The organism is Sphingobium sp. B7D2B (assembly GCF_025961895.1).
Lineage (GTDB): Bacteria > Pseudomonadota > Alphaproteobacteria > Sphingomonadales > Sphingomonadaceae > Sphingobium.
This window is the reverse complement of record NZ_JAOQOM010000001.1, coordinates 2885430-2903312: the sequence shown is the minus strand read 5'-3', so window position 1 is coordinate 2903312 and position 17883 is coordinate 2885430. Positions and strand designations below refer to the sequence as shown.

The window sequence follows — 17883 nt, the reverse complement described above, 5'->3', positions numbered from 1 at the left end:
AGGAGAATGACGCAATGCAGGACGTGGAAACCAAGAGCCTTGAGGAGAGCTTCGACGCGATCCTGCAGGCAGACCGGCTGACGGGCATGGAAGCCCGGATGGACGCTTTTGACGAGGCGCTGCGCAAGCAGGCCGAGCGGGCGATGGCGCTGGCCGGTCGGCCGCCTCTGGACGGCGCCAAGGGCAGCGACGTCGACCCGGCGCGGGCAGCCTTCACCGATCGCTATCTGCGGCGCGGCATCGAGGCCGGTGTGGAGCTGAAGAGCTTCTCGGGCGCGAGCGGCGGCAGCGGTGGCTATGCGGTGCCGCGCGAGATCGACCAGATGATCGACGCGGCGCTCAAATCGATTTCCCCAATCCGCGCGGTGGCCAATGTGGTGCGCACGGGATCGGCGGGATATCGCAAGCTTGTGACGACCGGCGGTGTCGTATCCGGCTGGGCGGCCGAGACGGCAGCGCGGCCCGAGACGGCGACCCCCACCTTCCAGGAAATCGCGCCGCCCTCCGGCGACCTTTACGCCAATCCGTCGGCCAGCCAGGCGATGCTGGACGATGCCCAGTTCGATGTGGAGAGCTGGCTCGCCGAGGAAATCGCCCGCGAATTTGGCCGGGCCGAGGGCGCGGCATTCATCAATGGCGACGGGACGAGCAAGCCCAAGGGCTTCCTGACGTATGCCACCACCAATCAGGCGGACAGCGTTCGTCCGTTTGGATCGCTGCAATATGTCGCATCCGGGGCAGCGGGCGGCTTCCCGGCCAGCAATCCGCAGGATCGGCTGATCGACCTCGTCCAGTCGCTGCGGGCGCCCTATCGGCAGGGTGCGGTATTCGTGATGAATGCCGCGACGCTGGCGACGATCCGCAAGTTCAAGACCAGCGACGGCGCGTTCCTCTGGCAGCCGAGCATGATTGCGGGTCAGCCTGCGACGCTGCTTGGGTATCCGGTGATCGAGGCCGAGGACATGCCCGACATCGCCGCCAACACCCTTTCGATCGCCTTCGGCAACTTCGCCAATGGCTATGTGATCGCTGAGCGCAGCGAGACGAGCATTCTGCGCGATCCCTTCACCAACAAGCCGTTCGTCCACTTCTACGCAGTGAAGCGGATCGGCGGCGCGGTCGCCAACAGCGAGGCCATCAAGCTCATGAAGTTCGCCGCCTCCTGAGGAGGCCCTGATCGGCGAACCGATGAGGGGCGCCATGCCGGTCTCTCCCCGCCGGCATGGCGCCTTTTTCTCATGCTTGAAGGACGGCTGCGATCATGACCGTGACAATCGAGAAGGGTGGGCCGCTCGCGGTGCCGCTTGAAGACCTGAAGCAGTATCTGGGCATCAGCCTTAGCGACGATGATGCTGCGCTCACCGATCTGCTGCGCGCGGCGAGCGAGGCGGCCGAGCAATATCTCGGCCAGATGCTGATCGAGAGAGCTGTGACCGAAGTGCGCGGCGCCAGCGGCGCATGGGGTCGGCTGACGATGGCGCCGGTCAGCGCGATCAGCGGCATTGAAGGACTGCCGGCGGATGGCGCGGCGTTCGTCCTGCCGGTCATGGCCTATGCCATTGATATCGATGCGCAGGGGGCGGGATGGGTGCGGATACTCAATCCTGGATCGGCCGGACGGGTTCGCGTGACCTATCGTGCTGGCCTTGCCCTTGCCACGGACAATGTGCCCGATGCGCTTCAGCACGCCGTCGTTCGGCTGGCGGGCGAGTGGTATGCGCGACGCGACGGGCTGGAGGGAGACCTGCCGGCATCGGTTGTCTCCCTGTTGCGGCCCTGGCGACGGGTGCACCTCGCATGAGTGGCGAGATGGCAGTGAGGGGGGCGGTGATCGCCGCACTCCGCAACGATGCGGATCTGATGGCGCTGGTCAACCTCGTGAGCAATGGCGAGCCGATTAAGGCAAGCCCGCCCTGGCTTCTGGTCGGCGAGATGATGTCGACCGGCTGGGGCGCGCGGGATGTGACGGGTCTGGCGGTCCGCTTGCCCATCCAACTGGTCGTTCGTGGCGATGATCTGGCGCGGGTGACCGCCGTGCTGGCGCGCGTGGATGCCGTGCTCGCGGGGGTCGATGGCGATCTGGGCGACTGGCGGATCACCAGCTTGCGGTTCGAGCGATCACGCATCCTGCGCAGCCGCACCGAGTGGCGAGCGAGCGCCGACTATGCCGTGAGGGCGGCGCGGCTGAATTGAAGCCCGCATCTCGCCTTCGCTCGGTGCGAGCGGGGATGCGGATACAGAAAGGATCAAGGCGATGGCAGTGGAGAAGGGCAGCGCGTTTCTGCTCAAGATCGGCAATGGCAGCACGCCGGTAAGCTATGCGACGGTGGCGGGGCTGCGCGCTACGCAGCTTTCCGTCAATGGTGAGGCGGTGAATGTCACCTCCAAGGATTCCGGCGGCTGGCGCGACCTTCTGCCGGGCGCGGGGGTGCGCTCGGTGAGTGTGTCCGGCTCCGGCATCTTTACCGGATCGGCGGCGGAAACCCGGCTGCGCAATCATGCGCTGGCCGGTGCCATCGACGATTATGAACTGAGCTTCGAGAGCGGTGAGAAGCTGCGTGGGCGGTTTCTGGTCACGCGGCTGGACTATGCCGGCGACTATAATGGCGAACGCACCTACACGCTCGCGCTGGAAAGCTCCGGCGCCGTGAGCGCACTATGAGCGGGGCGGTCGCGAATGAGGCGCGGGGGGAAGCCGCGCTGATGGTCGGCGAGCACTGCCTGACGGTGCGCCCGACCTTTGCGGCGTTGGTCGCTGCCGAGCGTGAGACCGGGCCGTTGCTTGCGCTGGTCGAGCGCGCGGCGGACGGGCGGCTCGGCCTCGCCGAGATGGAAGCTCTGTTGTGGCACTGCCTTGCGGATCGACCCGAGGCAATGGCCCGGGCCGATCTGGGCGACGCGCTGATCGCGCAAGGCGTGGGCGTGGCCTTGCCGGCGCTCCGGGCAATCATGCGGCAGGTCGTGGCTGGCGGGGCATGACGTCGGCCTGCTTTGCGGAGGTCGCTCGGACGTTGGCCGGGCAGGCCGGGCTGTTGCTCGGCTGGCGCCCCGACGAGTTCTGGCGCGCGACGCCGGCCGAGCTGGCCGACGCCCTGGCGGTGTTGCGCGATCTGGCCGGGCCTCAGGTCACGCCGTTCGACCGATCTGCACTGGCCAAAATGATGGAAAGGCATCCCGATGGATGAGGATATGCAAAGCCTGTTCGCGCCGATGGGCAGCGACATGGCCCGCTTGCGCGAAGATGCCAGCGGTCTGCGGGACGAGCTGGATTTACTGAGCACAGGCGCGGAACGAGCGAGCCGCGCCATCGAGGCTGGGCTGCTGCGTGCCGTGCGGACGGGGCGGATCGGCTTTGAAGATCTCGGCAAGATCGCGCTGTCCGTCATGGACCAGATTGCCCGTTCGGCGGTCCGTAACGGCTTGGAGGCCGTCCTTGGCGGCGGAGGCTCTTCCGGGCTTTTGGGGTTGGGAACGAGCCTCCTCACCGGTGCGCTTGGGTTGCCCGGCCGGGCAACGGGCGGCCCGGTGGCGCCGGGGCGGGCCTATCTCGTCGGCGAGCGCGGGCCCGAAGTGTTCGTCCCGACGAACAGCGGCCAGATCGCGCCTGGCGTCGGTGGGCAGGGCGGACGAGATGTGCGCGTGTCGATCACCGTCAATGGCAGCGGCCAGGAGGCGCCGCGCGCGCTGGCGCGCAGTGCGCGTCAGGTGGCGCGGGCGGTGCGTGGGGCGCTCGGGGAGTAGGCGGTTTTTCCATCCTGGCCGTGTCTCGACTTCGCTCGACACGAGCGGGCGGGGTCGGATGGGGATCCGCCGCCGAAATGGCATCAGTAAAGGACAATCCTTATGGCCTACTGGCTGGCGACCGAGAGGCGCAATCAGGAGAGCAATGTCATCAAGCGCTTCTCGCCACCTTTCTGGACAGTCAATTTCCCACGGCCGATGACGGCCTCCGTCGTGACGGTCGGGGATGATGGATTGCGCGTGGATGCGGTGTTCCACAGCTCGGGCGATCTTGCCGGGCTGATCTGGGAATCGGCTGATGTCTGGGATCATCCGCTGCTCCGTTATGAGACGCGACGGGATTATCGTGGCTGCACCCTGCGGTTCCGGTGGCGGAGCGCTGGGGTCAAGCCGCTCGATGCCATTCAGGGCCCGACGTTGACGCTCGAGGGGCGGGATGCGGCCGGCAATGCGCGCGCCTGGTATGTGCGGCTCTGGAACTATGCGGAAGGCAGTCCGGAGGACGCGGTCGTCTCCCTCGACTTCGACGCGTTGATCGGTGGCTTTGCCTTGCCGGCCGATGCGGACCCGGTGGATGCGCGCGACATCGACCGCCTGTTCATCTCCATCGTCCAGACCGATTATGATGAGGGAGAGACGACCTTTCCTGGCGCCCTCGAAGGCTGGGTGGAAATCAGCGAGATGGTTTGTGAGGGGGCAGGATCGGTCATCGCCATCGGCGATCCGATGGTGCCGGAGCATGGGCTGTCCATCGCCAGCGGCTATGATGATGCGTACAATCAGACGCCTGAGCGCTTGCTGCGGCAGGTGCTTGCGCTCGGCTATCGCGGCGCGATCAATCACTATGTCGGGATGAGCCACTATATGCGGCTCGCCCCTGACGGCAGCGATTTCCGCGTGACGCTGGTGGGCGGTGCGCTAGCGACGCCGTGCCGGCGCTGGCACGAGGATTTCGCAGCGCGCTGCAAGGCGCTGGGGTTCGGGCTGATCCTGTCGCTCTCTTACGAGCTGTTCGAGGCCTATTGCCCGCCTGAGTGGAAGCAGCGGGCGTGGAACGGAGCGCCCGCGCTGACAGGGTGGACGCCGCCCTCTACTCTGCTTTCGCCAGCCAATGCCGCGGCTAACGACTATTTGCGTGCGGTGGCGCGGGCCTTTGCGGGCATCGCGCGGGATGCCGGGCTAGCGGTGCGTTTCCAGATCGGCGAGCCCTGGTGGTGGGTGATGTCGGATGGGGGACCCTGCCTTTATGACGATGCTGCCCGCGCCGCGTTCGGGAGTGCTGCCGTGGAAATTCCGACGGTTCGCGATACGCTCGACAGCGGGCAGATGGCTTTGTTGGATGCGGCTGGCGCTCTGCTGGCCGCTTCGACGGCGGGCGTGGCGGATGCCGTGCGCGCGGAGACCCCCGACGCTGAGCTTCTTCTGCTTGTCTATCTGCCGAGCGTGCTGGACGCTGAGGCGCCGGAGCTCAAACGCGCGAACGTGCCGACAGACTGGGCCGCGCCGGCTTTCGACCGGTTGCAGATCGAAGATTATGACTGGGTGACCGAGGGCCGAACCGCCCGCTCAGCCGCAGGGCGCGCTGCCATGAATGCGCGGCTGGGCTATCCGCCAGACGAGCAGCATTATTTCGCCGGATTTTTGCCGGCTGGCTCCACCGATGAGTCAACGCAGACCGGTTGGGACCGGATCGCCGCAGCGGCAGATGCTGCGCGGGCGCGCGGCCATGCCGCCACCTTCATCTGGGCGCTGCCCCAGGTCGCGAGGGACGGCTTTACCTATTTCCAGCTTTCAGGAGATGCGGACGTGCAGCATTTCGACGACCTCGCCTTTCCGCTCGACATCGGCAATCGCGCGCAGGTGGCGCCGGCTTTCTCGACGCGGATCGTGGAGAGCGTGTCCGGCCACGAGCAGCGCAGCACGCAATGGGCTGATGCGAGGCTGCAGTTCGATGCGGGGCCGGGCGTGCGATCTGAGGCGGATATCGCGACGCTCATCGCCTTTTTTCGGGCTCGACGCGGTGCAGCGCGAGGGTTTCGGTTCCGTGATCCGTTCGATCATGCGTCTGGCTCGTTCGGCCTTGCGCCGGGGCCGCTTGATCAGTGGCTCGGAACGGGCGATGGCGTGACGACCAGTTTCCAGTTGCGCAAGAATTACGGGGTGGATGATCCCCAGCAACGACGGATCACGCGGCCCGTCACGGGGACCATCAGGGTTGCGGTGGACGGGGTCGAGCGGTTTGCCGGCTGGTCCCATCCGGGCATGGGGGAGGTTGCGTTCGACGACGCGCCGCCCGAGGGCGCGGTGGTGACGGCGGGCTTTGTCTTCGACGTGCCCGTGCGCTTTGCCGAAGACCGGCTGGATATCGACCGAGAGACGTTTGCGGCGGGCATTGTCCCGTCCGTTCCCCTGATGGAGGTGCGTGAGTGAGCGCCGCAGCGATCCTGAGCAAGCCGCTTTGCGCGCTCGCTTTCTGCTGGCGGTTGGAGCGGCGGGATGGCGTGACCATCGGCCTGACCAGCCATGACCGGGGCCTGCAGGCGCACGGCCTGCATTATGCGGCAGCACCCGGGATCACGCCGAGCGCTATCGTGCAGGGTGGCAACGACCCGGACCTGACGGACTTGCAGGGCGCCATCAGCAGCGCGGCCATCAGTGAGGTCGATCTCGATGCCGGGCGCTGGGACGGCGCGACACTGCTCCTGCATCTCACCGAATGGACCGAACCGGGGGTGCTCTGGCTGGAACTTGCGCGCGGCGAACTGGGAAGCATCGAGCGGCGCGGCGGCGCTTATTCGGTGAACTTACGGTCCACGCTTGCTGCGGCGCTTGAGCGACCGGTCGCGCCGGTGACCAGCGCCACTTGCCGGGCGACGCTGGGGGATGCGGATTGCCGGATCGATTTGCGACGGCATCAGCAGATCGTCGCGGTTGGTGCCGTGGCGGATGACCGCATTGCGTGCGGTGGCCTGCTGGCTGGGGTGTATCCCTTCGGCTCGTTGCGCTGGCTGGAGGGGCCCAATTGCGGCCTCCTGCAGACCATTGTCGATCAGGAGGCGGGGGGCGTTTTCTTGGCGGAACCGCCGGTGTTTCCGGTGGCAGCAGGCACGCGCGCGCAGTTGACGCAGGGGTGCGACAAGCGCCTCGCGACTTGTGCGGCGCGGTTCGGCAATGCCGTCAATTTCCGCGGGGAGCCGCATCTGCCCGGCATGGACCTGCTGACGCGCTATCCCGGGAGCTGAGTGATGGACGTTGGCAAACGAATGGCGGCCGAGGCCTTGGCTTTGGTCGGCGTGCCCTTTCGGTTGCACGGGCGCAGCATGGAAACGGGGGTGGATTGTGTCGGCCTGGTTGCGCTTGCGGCGCGGCGGGCCGGAATTCCTGTTCCCACGCTCCCCACCTATAAGCTGAGGGGCATGGGGCAGGCGAGGGCGGTGCGGAACCTCGCGGCATGCGGCCTCTCACCGGTGCCGGAGATGGCCGAGGGCGCCGTGCTGCTGGTCGATAGCGGTCCGATGCAGTTGCATCTTATGATCGTGACGCGGGGCGGCCATGTCCATGCTCATGCCGGACTGGGCAAGGTGGTGCTGATGCCGGGGCCATCGCCCTGGCCGGTGCTGGGCGCGTGGCAATTTCAGGAGTAGCGCATGGCGACATTGGTTCTCACCGCCGTGGGCAGTGCCCTTGGCGGAACGTTCGGCGCTGTGGGCGCGGCGATTGGCGGCGCGGTCGGCGCGCTCGCCGGACGGTCTGTCGATGCCCTGATTTTTCGACCCGGCGGGCGGACGGGGCCCCGGCTGAGCGACCTTCAGGTTCAGACATCCCGCTACGGCGCGGCGATCCCGCGCATCCACGGAACGATCCGTGTCGCGGGCACGGTGATCTGGGCCACGGACCTTCAGGAAAGCACATCGACAAGCGGTGGAGGCAAGGGCAGCCCAAGCGTCACGACCTACAGCTATTCCGCGAGCCTGGCTGTTGCGCTTTCCTCACGGCCTATTCTCGGCATCGGACGCATCTGGGCGGACGGCAATCTGCTTCGTGGCGCGGTCGGGGATTTCAAATCGCCGCTCACGGCATTTCGGCTGTATCTGGGCGGGCCGGACCAGATGGTGGACCCGCTGGTTGCGTCCGCAGTGGGCGTGGCGCAATGTCCTGCTTATCGCGGCTGTGCTTACGTCGTGTTCGAAGGGCTGCAGCTGGCGGACTTCGGCAATCGTATTCCCTCGCTGACGTTCGAAGTGATGGCTGAGGCCGAACCAGTGGCCCTGCCGGCGATTGCCTCCGACCTTGCCGGGCGCACCGTCAGTCATGCCGGAGACGGCGATCCAGCGCGTCTGCTGGGCTTCGCGGCGGAAGGGACAGTGGAGGAAGCGATGCGCGACATCGTCTCGCTGCACGACGTGCGATGGACAGAGCGCGAGGGCGCGCTTGCGTTGAACAGCGGGAGGCCGACGGACCATGTCATCGATCCGGCGGCCGTCGTGCGCAGCATAGACGGCGAGAAGCAAGCCGAGCCTCAGCATGTTCGCACACCGATTGAGACGGTGGCTGCCCGGCTGGCAATCCGTCACCACGACCCGGCTCGCGACTATCAGCTTGGCTTGCAGACCGCATTGCGGGCGGGGCCGGGGATGCGCGGCGAGGAAATCGACCTGCCGGCGGCGATGGGGGCGGATGATGCGCGGCGCCTGGCCGACCGGAAGCTGCGCAATGCGCTGCGGCACCGCCGGTGCCTCAATATCGGCGCTGGTTGGAGCGCGCTGGACCTCGGTGCGGGCGATCTTGTGACGGTCGCGGGCGAGCCGGGGCAGTGGCTCGTCGAGACGACGGAATGGGATGACATGGCCGTCAGGCTCAGCTTGCAGGCTTTTGAGAGCGGCACGCGGGCCATCGCGGGCGCAGGGGCCTCCGGGGAGCCGGTCCGTCAGCCTGACCTCGTCCAGGGGCCGACCAGTCTGACGATTGTGGAGTTGCCGGGTGACGGGACTACGATTTCCACGAGCCCAGTCCTTGCGGCAGCGGCGTGCGGTACAAATGCCGGGTGGCGGCGCGCAGCCCTCTTTCGCTATGATCCGGTCCTGGAGATTGCCGAGCCCATTGGCAGCACAGCGCCGCCCGCCGTGATGGGCCGCACTGTTGGCGCGCTGCCTCCGGGCGCGCCGTGGCGGATGGACCTTTCCAGCAGCATTGAGATCATTCTCGACGATCCCGGTGATGTGTTGACCGGGGTGGGGGACGATCTTCTGCTCGGCGGCGCGAACATCTGCCAGATTGGAGAGGAACTGCTGCAATTTGGTCAGGCGGACGCGCTCGGGCCGGGGCATTATCGTCTATCGCGTCTCGTTCGCGGGCGCATGGGCACCGAATGGGCCATGACTGGGCACGATCCGGGCGAACGGTTCGTGCTGATCGACCGCGAGCGGCTGGCGCCGATCCCGGTAGAGCAAAGCGCGGTTGGAACGACGCTGACTCTGAGGGCAATCGGCAGCGGGGACAGTACGCCCGCGCAGGACAGCCTTTTGATCGACGGCCGCGCATTGATGCCTCTTTCGCCGGTGCACGGGCGGCACACGACTTTGGCCGGTGGTGATGTTGAGGTCAGTTGGGTTCGCAGAAGCCGGCTTGGCTCGGCATGGATTGACGGCGTGGATGCGCCCCTCGGGGAGGAGCGGGAGGCTTATGCGGTCAGTGTCGTCGCGGACGGCGTGACATTGCGGCGATGGGAAACGGCGCTCCCGTCCTGCGTCTACGCGGCGAATGACGTTGCGGCCGATCTCGCGGCGGCGGCCTCGCCTGGCATGCAGATCGAAGTGAGGCAGATGGGAAGCTGGGGAGCGGGGCGAGCGCTCGTCATTCCCTGGCCCTGACTTATCCACGTCTCCGCGCGCGACTTCCCACATCAGAAGGACGACGATCTATGGCTCAAACCGATCGATTTGGCTTGCCGCTGCTCTCTGCTGGGCAGGCGCAAAAGGAACTCACTCATAATGAGGCGTTGTCGCTCATCGACATCGCGATCGGGCGAGTGGTGGAAAGCGCAAGCCTGTCAGCGCCTCCCGCCGCGCCCGACCTGGGTGCGTGCTGGCTCGTTGGAAGTGGCGCAACGGGTGAGTGGGCGGGGTGCGAGCGAATGATTGCGGCGTGGACTGCGTCTGGATGGCGCTTCCTCGCGCCGTTCGAAGGCTTGCATTGCTGGAAGCGGGATACGCAAAGTGGCGTGAGATTCCAGGCCGGCGACTGGCGGGAAGAAGGTCTGCGGACTGACGGTTTCTATGTTGATGGCGAGAAAGTGATTGGCAGCAGGCGGCCTGCAATCGCGAATCCATCCGGGGGGGCGCCCGTCGATTCGCAGGCGAGAGAGGCGATCATTTCAGTGCTTGATACCCTGAGGGCAGACGGCCTCATCGCATCGTAACCACGCATAAAGCACAAAGACGTTGTCGGTTCCCAACATGCGGACGCGACAGGCAATATTTCCTGCAGGGCCAACATTAGCTGATCACAATGCGGCATTTAGGCAACATCATGCGATTGTGCGCTTGAAACCTTTGCGGCGCACTCCTAAAAACGTCGAGCAGCATTTTACGATCAACCTGAAAGGGGAATGATATGCGGAAGCTTGGCCTCGCCATAGCGCTCGCTTCGACCGCGATGGCATCACCATCGCTCGCCAAGGACGGCGCCTGGTATCTGGGCGGTGACGTTGGCGCGATCATCGTCGAGGACTCTGACACCACGTATGACGCCGGCACCGTTGCCGGTGTGGCAGCGACCACTGGCGTCACGGCCAACACCCCGCACAAGGTCGGTTACGACGCCGCGGGTTATGTGGGTTACGACTTCGGCGCGTTCCGCCTGGAAGCCGAATATTCGCACAAGAAGGCGATGAACAAGAACACCACCTACTCGAACCGGACGACGGCTCTGCCCGGCGGCCAGGCTCGCGTGGACAGCATCATGCTGAACGGTATGCTCGACTTCGGTCCCGATGATGGCCTGCAGGGCTTCGTCGGCGGCGGCGTCGGCGTTGCGCGGTCCAAGATCTCGCTGCCCGACACGCGCGATTCCGACACGGGCTTCGCCTGGCAGGCAATTGCTGGCGTCCGTTATCCGGTGAGCAACAACGTCGATCTGTCGCTGAAGTATCGCTTCTTCAACCACAGCAACATCGACCTGATCAACACCGCTGGCACGCCGCTGGAAACTGAGGTTCGCAGCCACAGCATCCTGGCAGGCCTGGTGTTCAACTTCGGTGGTGAAGAGCCGGCTCCCCCGCCGCCTCCCCCGCCGCCCCCGCCGCCGCCTCCCCCGCCGCCTCCGCCTCCGCCGCCTCCGCCGGTCGCGCAGTGCCAGCCGGGGCCGTACATCGTGTTCTTCGAGTGGGATAGCGCCGACGTTACGCCGGATGCTGCCTCGATCCTCGACAACGCGGTTTCGGCTTATGCGAACTGCGGTAGTGCGCAGGTCATGCTCGCTGGTCACGCTGACCGTTCGGGCTCGCCGCGCTACAACATGGGCCTTTCCGAGCGTCGTAACGCTTCGGTCCGTGGCTACCTCACCTCGCGTGGCATCTCCGACGGCGTCATCTCGACGCAGGCCTTCGGTGAGACGCGTCCGCGTGTCGACACGGCCGACGGTGTGCGTGAACTCCAGAACCGTCGCGTGGAAATCACCTACGGTCCGGGTTCGGGCAACTAAGAACTCTCCGCTTCGGCGGGACGAACAAGGAAGGGGCCGGCTTATCCGGCCCCTTTTTTTGTGTGAAAGAGCGTCGGGCTGTCATCTTGCGTCTATGGGCGCGCATCGAGAGCGGGCGATACAGCAGGCATGATAAGCCTCGCGGACCGGTTTCACTTGAAATCTAAGGGCATAGCCCGATATTGTGCGCTGATAGTCCGGCGCTGTTGCCGGAAAGAGGAGATGATAAAATGGCGAATTGGCCAGATCCCCGGTCGTCCGCTACGGGCTACGGTGGTGCTTCCACGCATGCGAGCGAGGTTGCTTATGACGCAGGCCTGCGCTCCTACATGCTCTCGATCTACAATTACATGGCCAGCGGCGTGCTGGTCACGGGTATCGTTGCGCTGTTGTTTGCAAGCTCCGGCTTCGCGGCTCAGGTGCTGGTGACCCCGCTGCGCTGGGTAATCATGCTGGCGCCGATGGCCTTCGTGATGGTGCTGAGCTTCGGCATCAACAAGCTGCAGACGAGCACCGCGCAAGCGCTGTATTGGGCATTTGCAGTCGTCATGGGCCTCTCCATGTCGTCGATCTTCCTAGTGTTCACGGGTGTCTCGATTGCGCAGACATTTTTTGCCACGGCAGCTGCGTTCGTGGGCCTGAGCCTGTACGGCTATACGACCAAGAAGGATCTCTCCGGCTTTGGCACGTTCCTGATCATGGGCGTGGTCGGTATTCTCGTCGCCATGGTCATCAATATCTTCGTGCAGTCGACGGCGCTTCAGCTGGTCATCAGCATCCTTGGTGTCCTGATCTTTGCCGGCCTGACTGCCTATGATACGCAGCGCCTCAAGAGCCTGTATTTCCAGGTTGCCGGGTCCGACATGATGGGTAAGGCCGTCATCATGGGCGCGCTGAGCCTGTATCTGGACTTCGTGAACATGTTCACGTTCCTGCTGCAGTTCCTGGGCAATCGCGACTGATCGCGCCGGGTTCTTTTCTTGTACAAGAAGGGCCGGGAGACATCCTCCCGGCCCTTTTTCTTATTAGGCAGCCCGAGTGAGTGCACCGGACCTGAGTCTGGATTAAGCTTTGCCCGACTGCGCCTGCGCGATAAGCGCATTGTCGATTTCCTTCGCGCGCACATAGGCGCGTCGGCTCTCAAGACGCGCGACATAGTCCGAGAAAATCGGTCGGGAGGGGATGGTGCCGAACTGCAGCCCCCAGGCGATATGCGATCCGACATACACATCGGCTGCCGTGAACATCTCTCCGCAAATAAACGTCTTCCCCCGGAGCGCGCTTTCCAAGGTGTCGATTGTCTGCTCGAAGCTGCCATAGCCCAAAGTCCTTTCCCGACCAGGCTCAGCGACGAAACCCAGTGCACGGTTCGTCACAGCCGCCTCTAGCGGTCCCGCCGCAAAGAACATCCAGCGATAATAATCGGCACGATCGGGCAGGGGTGGGGCCAGCGCTGCTTCGGGAAAGCGATCCGCCAGCCAGGCGCAAATCGCGGCGCATTCTGTGACGACCGCTCCTTCGTACACCACGGCGGGCACCTTTCCCATCGGATTGATGGCCAGATAGGCCGGGCCTTTCATCTCGGTCTGGTAGTCGAGCAGGTGGGTTTCGTACGGGACGCCGACTTCTTCCAGCATCCAGCGGACAATTTGCCCACGCGACATCGGGTTGGTGTAGAATTGAATTTGGCTCATGATCGTCTCCCCAGTGACTGGAACGTATCATGAACGAAATTTAGGGCTTCGTCAAAGCCCTGCCTCACGAGCGAAGCGTCCTTCGCTCAGAAAATGCTTTATCTGGGCATGAGCTGCCGGGTGATAGGGTAGCAGCATATGGGAGAGCGGGAGGACGATGTGGTCCGTCGCGTTCTTCAATCTGGTCGAGGCCACGCTGACCTTGCCGTCGCTCGGCCCGGGCAGAAGGCGGGACGCGCCATACCGCATCATCGGGCGGTCGCCGGCGATGATTCCCACCGGATAGTCGATCTCACCCAACATTGCAGTGACCTCTGCCGGGCGCAGCGTGACCAAGGCCGGGGCGGCCCTACCGAGGATCGGGCGCAGCAGAGCATAACGGTGCAATGTGTCGGCTATCTCGCTGCCAGCGTTAGGGGTTCCCAACATGACGACCCGGCACAACCGCGCCGGGCGCCGCGCTTTGATCAGCGCGCGGGCGACCAGACCACCCATGGAATGGCAGACGATGTGGAGAGGCTGATCCGAGCCACCCGCTGTATCAATCTCTTCCAGACGTGGGCCGAGCAGTTTGCATATGCCCTCGAGGTCCAGCCGCCAACTGTCGTAACTCAGATCGACGGGCTGATAGCCGGTACTGCGAAGCATGGCGGCGAGGGGGCGGTTCATTACCGCAAATCCGGCAAAGCCATGAATAAGGACGACAGTCGGCTGCACGGTGGGTTTCAACGCCTGATCATGCCTGAACGATCCCGGCCATCCTCATGGTGATGCGGATATCCTGAAAGCAAGCCGGCCCCGAGCAACTGCACGGGGCCGGTCGAGATTATATGAACTGTGCCGTCGATGGTGTTCAGCTCTTTGGCTCTGAGACCTCGGAAGGGCCGCTCTTTGCTTTGCGCGTAGCACTCCCCTTGCTGCGCTTGGGCGCAGCAGGCGTGATCTCGAAGGTGAGAGCATCGTCCTTGAGGCGGACATGAACCTCGCCACCGTGCACGAGCTTGCCGAACAGCAGTTCCTCGGCGAGGGGCTGCTTGATCTTCTCCTGCATGAGCCGACCCATCGGACGGGCACCGTACAGCTTGTCGTAACCGCGAGCGGTGAGCCAGTTGCGGGCTTCGTCGTCGAGCGTGATGTGGACATCGCGATCGGCCAGTTGAAGCTCGAGTTGCAGGATGAACTTGTCGACCACGCGGGCGACAACCTCGGACGGCAGATAGCCGAAGGGCACGATGGCATCGAGGCGGTTGCGGAATTCCGGCGTGAAGAGCTTCTTCACGGCTTCCTCCTGCACATCTTCGCGCGTCGATTCCCCGAACCCGATCGATTCCTTCGCCATGTCGGACGCGCCGGCATTGGTCGTCATGATCAGGATCACGTTGCGGAAGTCGACGGTCTTGCCGTGGTGATCGGTCAGGCGCCCGTTGTCCATCACCTGCAGCAGGATGTTGAACAGGTCCGGATGGGCCTTTTCGATCTCGTCCAGCAGCAGCACGCAATGCGGGTTCTGGTCGATAGCATCGGTAAGCAGGCCGCCCTGATCATAGCCGACATAGCCCGGAGGCGCGCCGATCAGGCGGCTGACCGAATGCCGCTCCATATATTCCGACATGTCGAAGCGCTGGAGCGGGATGCCGAGCAGCGTGGCGAGCTGGCGGGCGACCTCTGTCTTGCCGACGCCGGTAGGGCCGGAGAAGAGATAGTTGCCGATCGGCTTGTCCGGATCGCGTAGGCCGGCGCGCGACAGCTTGATCGCGGAGCTGAGCACCTCGATGGCCTTGTCCTGCCCGAAGACGACACGCTTGAGATCGGTCTGGAGGGTTTCCAGCACGCTCTTGTCGTCGCTCGACACGGTCTTGGGCGGGATGCGCGCCATCGTGGCGATCACAGCCTCGATCTCCTTGGGCGTGATCATCTTCTTGCGACGCGAGGGCGGCACAAGCATCTGCATCGCGCCGACTTCGTCGATCACGTCGATCGCCTTGTCCGGCAGCTTGCGATCATTGATATACCGCGCTGACAGCTCCACCGCCGCCTTGATGGCATCGGGCGTGTATTTGACCGAGTGGTGATCCTCGAAGGCCGAACGCAGGCCCATGAGGATCTTGACGGTATCATCCACCGTTGGCTCGTTCACATCGATCTTCTGGAAGCGACGCAGCAGCGCGCGGTCCTTCTCGAAGTGGTTGCGGAACTCCTTGTAGGTCGTCGAGCCGATGCAGCGGATCGCGCCACCCGACAGCGCAGGCTTCAGGAGGTTCGAGGCATCCATGGCTCCGCCTGACGTCGCGCCGGCGCCGATCACCGTGTGGATCTCGTCGATGAACAGCACCGCGTGCGGCATCTTTTCCAGTTCGGTGACGACGGCCTTCAGCCGCTCCTCGAAGTCGCCGCGATAGCGCGTGCCAGCGAGCAGCGCGCCCATGTCGAGTGAGTAGATCACCGCTTCCTTGAGCACGTCGGGCACTTCGCCATTGACGATCTTGCGCGCCAGACCCTCGGCAATGGCCGTTTTGCCCACGCCCGGATCACCCACATAGAGCGGGTTGTTCTTGGAACGCCGGCACAGGATCTGGATCGTCCGATCCACCTCGGAATCGCGGCCGATCAGCGGATCGACCTTTCCTTCCTTCGCCTTCTCGTTGAGATTGACGGTGAACTGGTCGAGCGCGCCTTCCTTCTTCTTGGCCTCCGGCTTCTTCTCTTCCTCGGCCTGGGCCGGCTTGGCCGGCTCCGGCGAGGCAGCGCCCTTGCCGACGCCGTGCGAGAGATAGGAAACCGCGTCGAGGCGGCTCATGTCCTGCTGCTGCAGGAAATACACGGCGTAGCTCTCCCGCTCGGAGAACAAAGCCACCAGCACATTCGCACCGGTCACTTCTTCCTTGCCGGAAGACTGGACGTGAAGGATCGCGCGCTGGACGACGCGCTGGAACCCGCTGGTGGGAGAGGGGTCGACGCCGCCGGAGACCTTCAGGCTCTCCAGTTCGGTATCGAGATAATGGGTGACCGTGTCGCCAAGCTCACCAAGATCCACGCCACAGGCCTGCATGACCTTTGCGGCATGTTCATCGTCAATCAGCGCCAGCAGCAGATGCTCGAGCGTCGCATATTCGTGCGCGCGCTCCGTGGCATGTGCCAGGGCATTGTGCAGAGTTGTTTCGAGGGCGGACGCGAAAGAGGGCATATCGTTCTACTCCTGCGGCCCGAGAGAGGGTCGCGTTAGGGTCAATGTCGGCACGCCGCGAGCCGCCTTCAAGGGCCGCTCTGTCATCCACCGATTTGCCGGGGGCCGATATGCGCCAGAAGGCGATCCTGCCTCCGCTCTCCTCATTTCTTGAATAGCGCCTCAGCGCTTGCTTTATGGTGAACTGCGCTCGATTTCTTGGCGCGGGTGCGCTCGATTTCGGCTGAAAGAAGGCTGATGCGTTCATCGAGCTCATCGACCGAAAGCCGATCCAAATCTTCGCGGATCAGCTGTGCAATCAGGTCGCCGGGCCGCGCCCGGGGTGAGGCGTCGTCGAAATCCATGGCGACATGCTTGCGCCAAAGTCCGCGCAAGTCAACCGGGGTTGGCAGAAGCCTCGGCATGCCGGAAGGGGCGATCTCAATCCGCCTACCCTGCTTTCCGGGCTGGTCTTTTTCGCACCGGACTCTAGACGTAGGGCCGATCACGGCCAGCCAGGGGGAGCAAGCCAAGGTGACGAACCTGCCCGAGACCATGCGCGCCATTGCTATTCTGGAGCCGGGCGGGCCGGATGTGCTGACCGAGGTTCAGGTTCCCCTGCCGGTGCCCGCGCAAGGCGAAGTGCTCGTTGCGGTCGCGGCGGCAGGCGTCAATCGCCCAGACGTTCTGCAGCGGCAGGGCAGCTATCCGCCTCCGCCCGGCGCCTCCCCGCTGCCCGGGCTGGAAGTGGCCGGAACCATTGTGGCGGTGGGTGAGGGGGTAGGCCTTGACGTGATCGGCGAACGCGTCTGTTCGCTGGTCGCGGGCGGCGGTTATGCCGAATACGTCTGCGCCGACTATGCCCAATGCCTCGCCATTCCACCGGCGCTCTCGATGGAAGAAGCGGCCGCAATTCCTGAGACGCTGATGACGGTCTGGCACAATCTCTTCGAGCGCGCCTACATCGTGAACGGCGACAGCGTGCTCATCCATGGTGGGACGAGCGGCATCGGCACGATGGCCGTGGCTCTATGCCGGCTGTTCGAGATCACGACGATCGTCACCTGTGGCAGTGACGACAAGTGCCGCGCCGCGCTGGAATGGGGCGCTGGCCATGCGATCAATTATCGCAGCGAGGACTTCGTCGAAGCTGTGAAGCGCATCACGGATGGCAAGGGCGTGACGGCGGTGCTGGACATGGTGGGCGGCGATTATCTTCCGCGCAACCTGGAGTGCCTGGCGGAGGACGGCCGGCATGTCTCCATCGCAGTGCTGGGTGGGGCCAAGGCCGACCTGTTCATTCCCAAAATCATGATGCGCCGCCTGACGCTCACCGGCTCCACATTGCGGGCGCGCACCGCGGGCTTCAAGGGCCTGCTCGTCGATGAAATCCGCCGCACGGTCTGGTCGATGGCGGAGGATGGCGCGCTGCGTCCCGCACTGGACCGCGTCTTCCCGCTTGGCGAAGCCGCGCAAGCCCATGCGCTGATGGAAGCGGGCGGGCACTTCGGAAAGATCGTCCTGAAGGTGCGGTGAAGGGCCGACGAGTGACGCAAATCCGTCATATTCCCAGAAAAACTGTCA

Annotated in this window: 19 protein-coding genes; 15 read left to right on the top strand and 4 right to left on the bottom strand. The window is 64.5% G+C overall.

Annotated elements, in window-relative coordinates:
- The first annotated feature begins 14 nt into the window (after positions 1-14).
- From M2341_RS13395 to M2341_RS13330, 14 genes are all read left to right on the top strand, one after another.
- Complete coding sequence (locus M2341_RS13395; RefSeq protein WP_264585574.1) at positions 15-1166, top strand: phage major capsid protein; 1152 nt, start codon at positions 15-17, stop codon at positions 1164-1166.
- A gap of 95 nt (positions 1167-1261) precedes the next feature.
- Positions 1262-1801, top strand: a complete 540-nt coding sequence (locus M2341_RS13390) for a head-tail connector protein (RefSeq protein ID WP_264585573.1) — start codon at positions 1262-1264, stop codon at positions 1799-1801.
- Positions 1802-1809: 8 nt separating this feature from the next.
- Positions 1810-2193, top strand: a complete 384-nt coding sequence (locus M2341_RS13385) for a DUF3168 domain-containing protein (RefSeq protein ID WP_264585572.1) — start codon at positions 1810-1812, stop codon at positions 2191-2193.
- Between the two features lie 61 nt (positions 2194-2254).
- Entirely contained in the window at positions 2255-2662 is a 408-nt protein-coding gene (locus M2341_RS13380) for a phage major tail protein, TP901-1 family (protein WP_181560368.1), read from the top strand.
- Complete coding sequence (locus tag M2341_RS13375; RefSeq protein WP_181560367.1) at positions 2659-2979, top strand: gene transfer agent family protein; 321 nt, start codon at positions 2659-2661, stop codon at positions 2977-2979. The genes M2341_RS13380 and M2341_RS13375 overlap by 4 nt, the downstream gene beginning before the upstream one ends.
- Positions 2976-3185 (top strand): phage tail assembly chaperone, encoded by a 210-nt coding sequence (locus M2341_RS13370; RefSeq protein WP_181560366.1) that lies wholly within the window; start codon positions 2976-2978, stop codon positions 3183-3185. The genes M2341_RS13375 and M2341_RS13370 overlap by 4 nt, the downstream gene beginning before the upstream one ends.
- Positions 3178-3741, top strand: a complete 564-nt coding sequence (locus tag M2341_RS13365) for a tail tape measure protein (RefSeq protein ID WP_264585571.1) — start codon at positions 3178-3180, stop codon at positions 3739-3741. Before M2341_RS13370 ends, M2341_RS13365 begins: the two co-directional genes overlap by 8 nt.
- 102 nt (positions 3742-3843) lie before the next feature.
- Positions 3844-6171: a DUF2460 domain-containing protein gene (locus M2341_RS13360; RefSeq protein WP_264585570.1), complete on the top strand. Its 2328-nt coding sequence runs from the start codon at positions 3844-3846 to the stop codon at positions 6169-6171.
- Positions 6168-6983 (top strand): DUF2163 domain-containing protein, encoded by an 816-nt coding sequence (locus M2341_RS13355; RefSeq protein ID WP_264585569.1) that lies wholly within the window; start codon positions 6168-6170, stop codon positions 6981-6983. Before M2341_RS13360 ends, M2341_RS13355 begins: the two co-directional genes overlap by 4 nt.
- 3 nt (positions 6984-6986) lie before the next feature.
- Positions 6987-7385 (top strand): peptidoglycan endopeptidase, encoded by a 399-nt coding sequence (locus M2341_RS13350; RefSeq protein WP_264571058.1) that lies wholly within the window; start codon positions 6987-6989, stop codon positions 7383-7385.
- Between the two features lie 3 nt (positions 7386-7388).
- Positions 7389-9611, top strand: coding sequence for a phage tail protein (locus M2341_RS13345; RefSeq protein ID WP_264585568.1), 2223 nt, complete (start codon positions 7389-7391; stop codon positions 9609-9611).
- Between the two features lie 50 nt (positions 9612-9661).
- Positions 9662-10159, top strand: a complete 498-nt coding sequence (locus tag M2341_RS13340) for a DUF2793 domain-containing protein (RefSeq protein WP_264585567.1) — start codon at positions 9662-9664, stop codon at positions 10157-10159.
- Positions 10160-10353: 194 nt separating this feature from the next.
- Complete coding sequence (locus M2341_RS13335; protein ID WP_181560360.1) at positions 10354-11442, top strand: OmpA family protein; 1089 nt, start codon at positions 10354-10356, stop codon at positions 11440-11442.
- A gap of 230 nt (positions 11443-11672) precedes the next feature.
- Entirely contained in the window at positions 11673-12404 is a 732-nt protein-coding gene (locus tag M2341_RS13330; RefSeq protein ID WP_264571054.1) for a Bax inhibitor-1/YccA family protein, read from the top strand.
- A gap of 102 nt (positions 12405-12506) precedes the next feature.
- Here the strand turns inward: M2341_RS13330 and M2341_RS13325 are convergent, their stop codons facing one another.
- From M2341_RS13325 to M2341_RS13310, 4 genes are all read right to left on the bottom strand, one after another.
- Positions 12507-13136 (bottom strand): glutathione S-transferase family protein, encoded by a 630-nt coding sequence (locus M2341_RS13325; RefSeq protein WP_264585566.1) that lies wholly within the window; start codon positions 13134-13136, stop codon positions 12507-12509.
- Between the two features lie 51 nt (positions 13137-13187).
- Positions 13188-13865, bottom strand: coding sequence for an alpha/beta fold hydrolase (locus M2341_RS13320; protein WP_264585565.1), 678 nt, complete (start codon positions 13863-13865; stop codon positions 13188-13190).
- A gap of 124 nt (positions 13866-13989) precedes the next feature.
- Positions 13990-16320 (bottom strand): ATP-dependent Clp protease ATP-binding subunit ClpA, encoded by a 2331-nt coding sequence (clpA, locus tag M2341_RS13315; RefSeq protein ID WP_181560356.1) that lies wholly within the window; start codon positions 16318-16320, stop codon positions 13990-13992.
- A gap of 143 nt (positions 16321-16463) precedes the next feature.
- Positions 16464-16664, bottom strand: a complete 201-nt coding sequence (locus tag M2341_RS13310; protein ID WP_181560355.1) for a DUF1192 domain-containing protein — start codon at positions 16662-16664, stop codon at positions 16464-16466.
- A 190-nt stretch (positions 16665-16854) separates the two neighbouring features.
- Here M2341_RS13310 and M2341_RS13305 point away from each other — a divergent pair, with 190 nt between their 5' ends.
- Positions 16855-17835, top strand: coding sequence for an NAD(P)H-quinone oxidoreductase (locus tag M2341_RS13305; protein WP_264586050.1), 981 nt, complete (start codon positions 16855-16857; stop codon positions 17833-17835).
- Positions 17836-17883: the final 48 nt, after the last annotated feature.

Coding starts and splice junctions, on each gene's coding strand:
- M2341_RS13380 (WP_181560368.1), top strand. CDS start 2,255: ATGGCAGTGGAGAAGGGCAGCGCGTTTCTGCTCAAGATCGGCAATGGC.
- M2341_RS13385 (WP_264585572.1), top strand. CDS start 1,810: ATGGCAGTGAGGGGGGCGGTGATCGCCGCACTCCGCAACGATGCGGAT.
- M2341_RS13335 (WP_181560360.1), top strand. CDS start 10,354: ATGCGGAAGCTTGGCCTCGCCATAGCGCTCGCTTCGACCGCGATGGCA.
- M2341_RS13370 (WP_181560366.1), top strand. CDS start 2,976: ATGACGTCGGCCTGCTTTGCGGAGGTCGCTCGGACGTTGGCCGGGCAG.
- M2341_RS13350 (WP_264571058.1), top strand. CDS start 6,987: ATGGACGTTGGCAAACGAATGGCGGCCGAGGCCTTGGCTTTGGTCGGC.
- M2341_RS13325 (WP_264585566.1), bottom strand. CDS start 13,136: ATGAGCCAAATTCAATTCTACACCAACCCGATGTCGCGTGGGCAAATT.
- M2341_RS13395 (WP_264585574.1), top strand. CDS start 15: ATGCAGGACGTGGAAACCAAGAGCCTTGAGGAGAGCTTCGACGCGATC.
- M2341_RS13345 (WP_264585568.1), top strand. CDS start 7,389: ATGGCGACATTGGTTCTCACCGCCGTGGGCAGTGCCCTTGGCGGAACG.
- M2341_RS13310 (WP_181560355.1), bottom strand. CDS start 16,664: ATGGATTTCGACGACGCCTCACCCCGGGCGCGGCCCGGCGACCTGATT.
- M2341_RS13340 (WP_264585567.1), top strand. CDS start 9,662: ATGGCTCAAACCGATCGATTTGGCTTGCCGCTGCTCTCTGCTGGGCAG.
- M2341_RS13330 (WP_264571054.1), top strand. CDS start 11,673: ATGGCGAATTGGCCAGATCCCCGGTCGTCCGCTACGGGCTACGGTGGT.
- M2341_RS13360 (WP_264585570.1), top strand. CDS start 3,844: ATGGCCTACTGGCTGGCGACCGAGAGGCGCAATCAGGAGAGCAATGTC.
- M2341_RS13375 (WP_181560367.1), top strand. CDS start 2,659: ATGAGCGGGGCGGTCGCGAATGAGGCGCGGGGGGAAGCCGCGCTGATG.
- M2341_RS13365 (WP_264585571.1), top strand. CDS start 3,178: ATGGATGAGGATATGCAAAGCCTGTTCGCGCCGATGGGCAGCGACATG.
- M2341_RS13305 (WP_264586050.1), top strand. CDS start 16,855: ATGCGCGCCATTGCTATTCTGGAGCCGGGCGGGCCGGATGTGCTGACC.
- clpA (WP_181560356.1), bottom strand. CDS start 16,320: ATGCCCTCTTTCGCGTCCGCCCTCGAAACAACTCTGCACAATGCCCTG.
- M2341_RS13390 (WP_264585573.1), top strand. CDS start 1,262: ATGACCGTGACAATCGAGAAGGGTGGGCCGCTCGCGGTGCCGCTTGAA.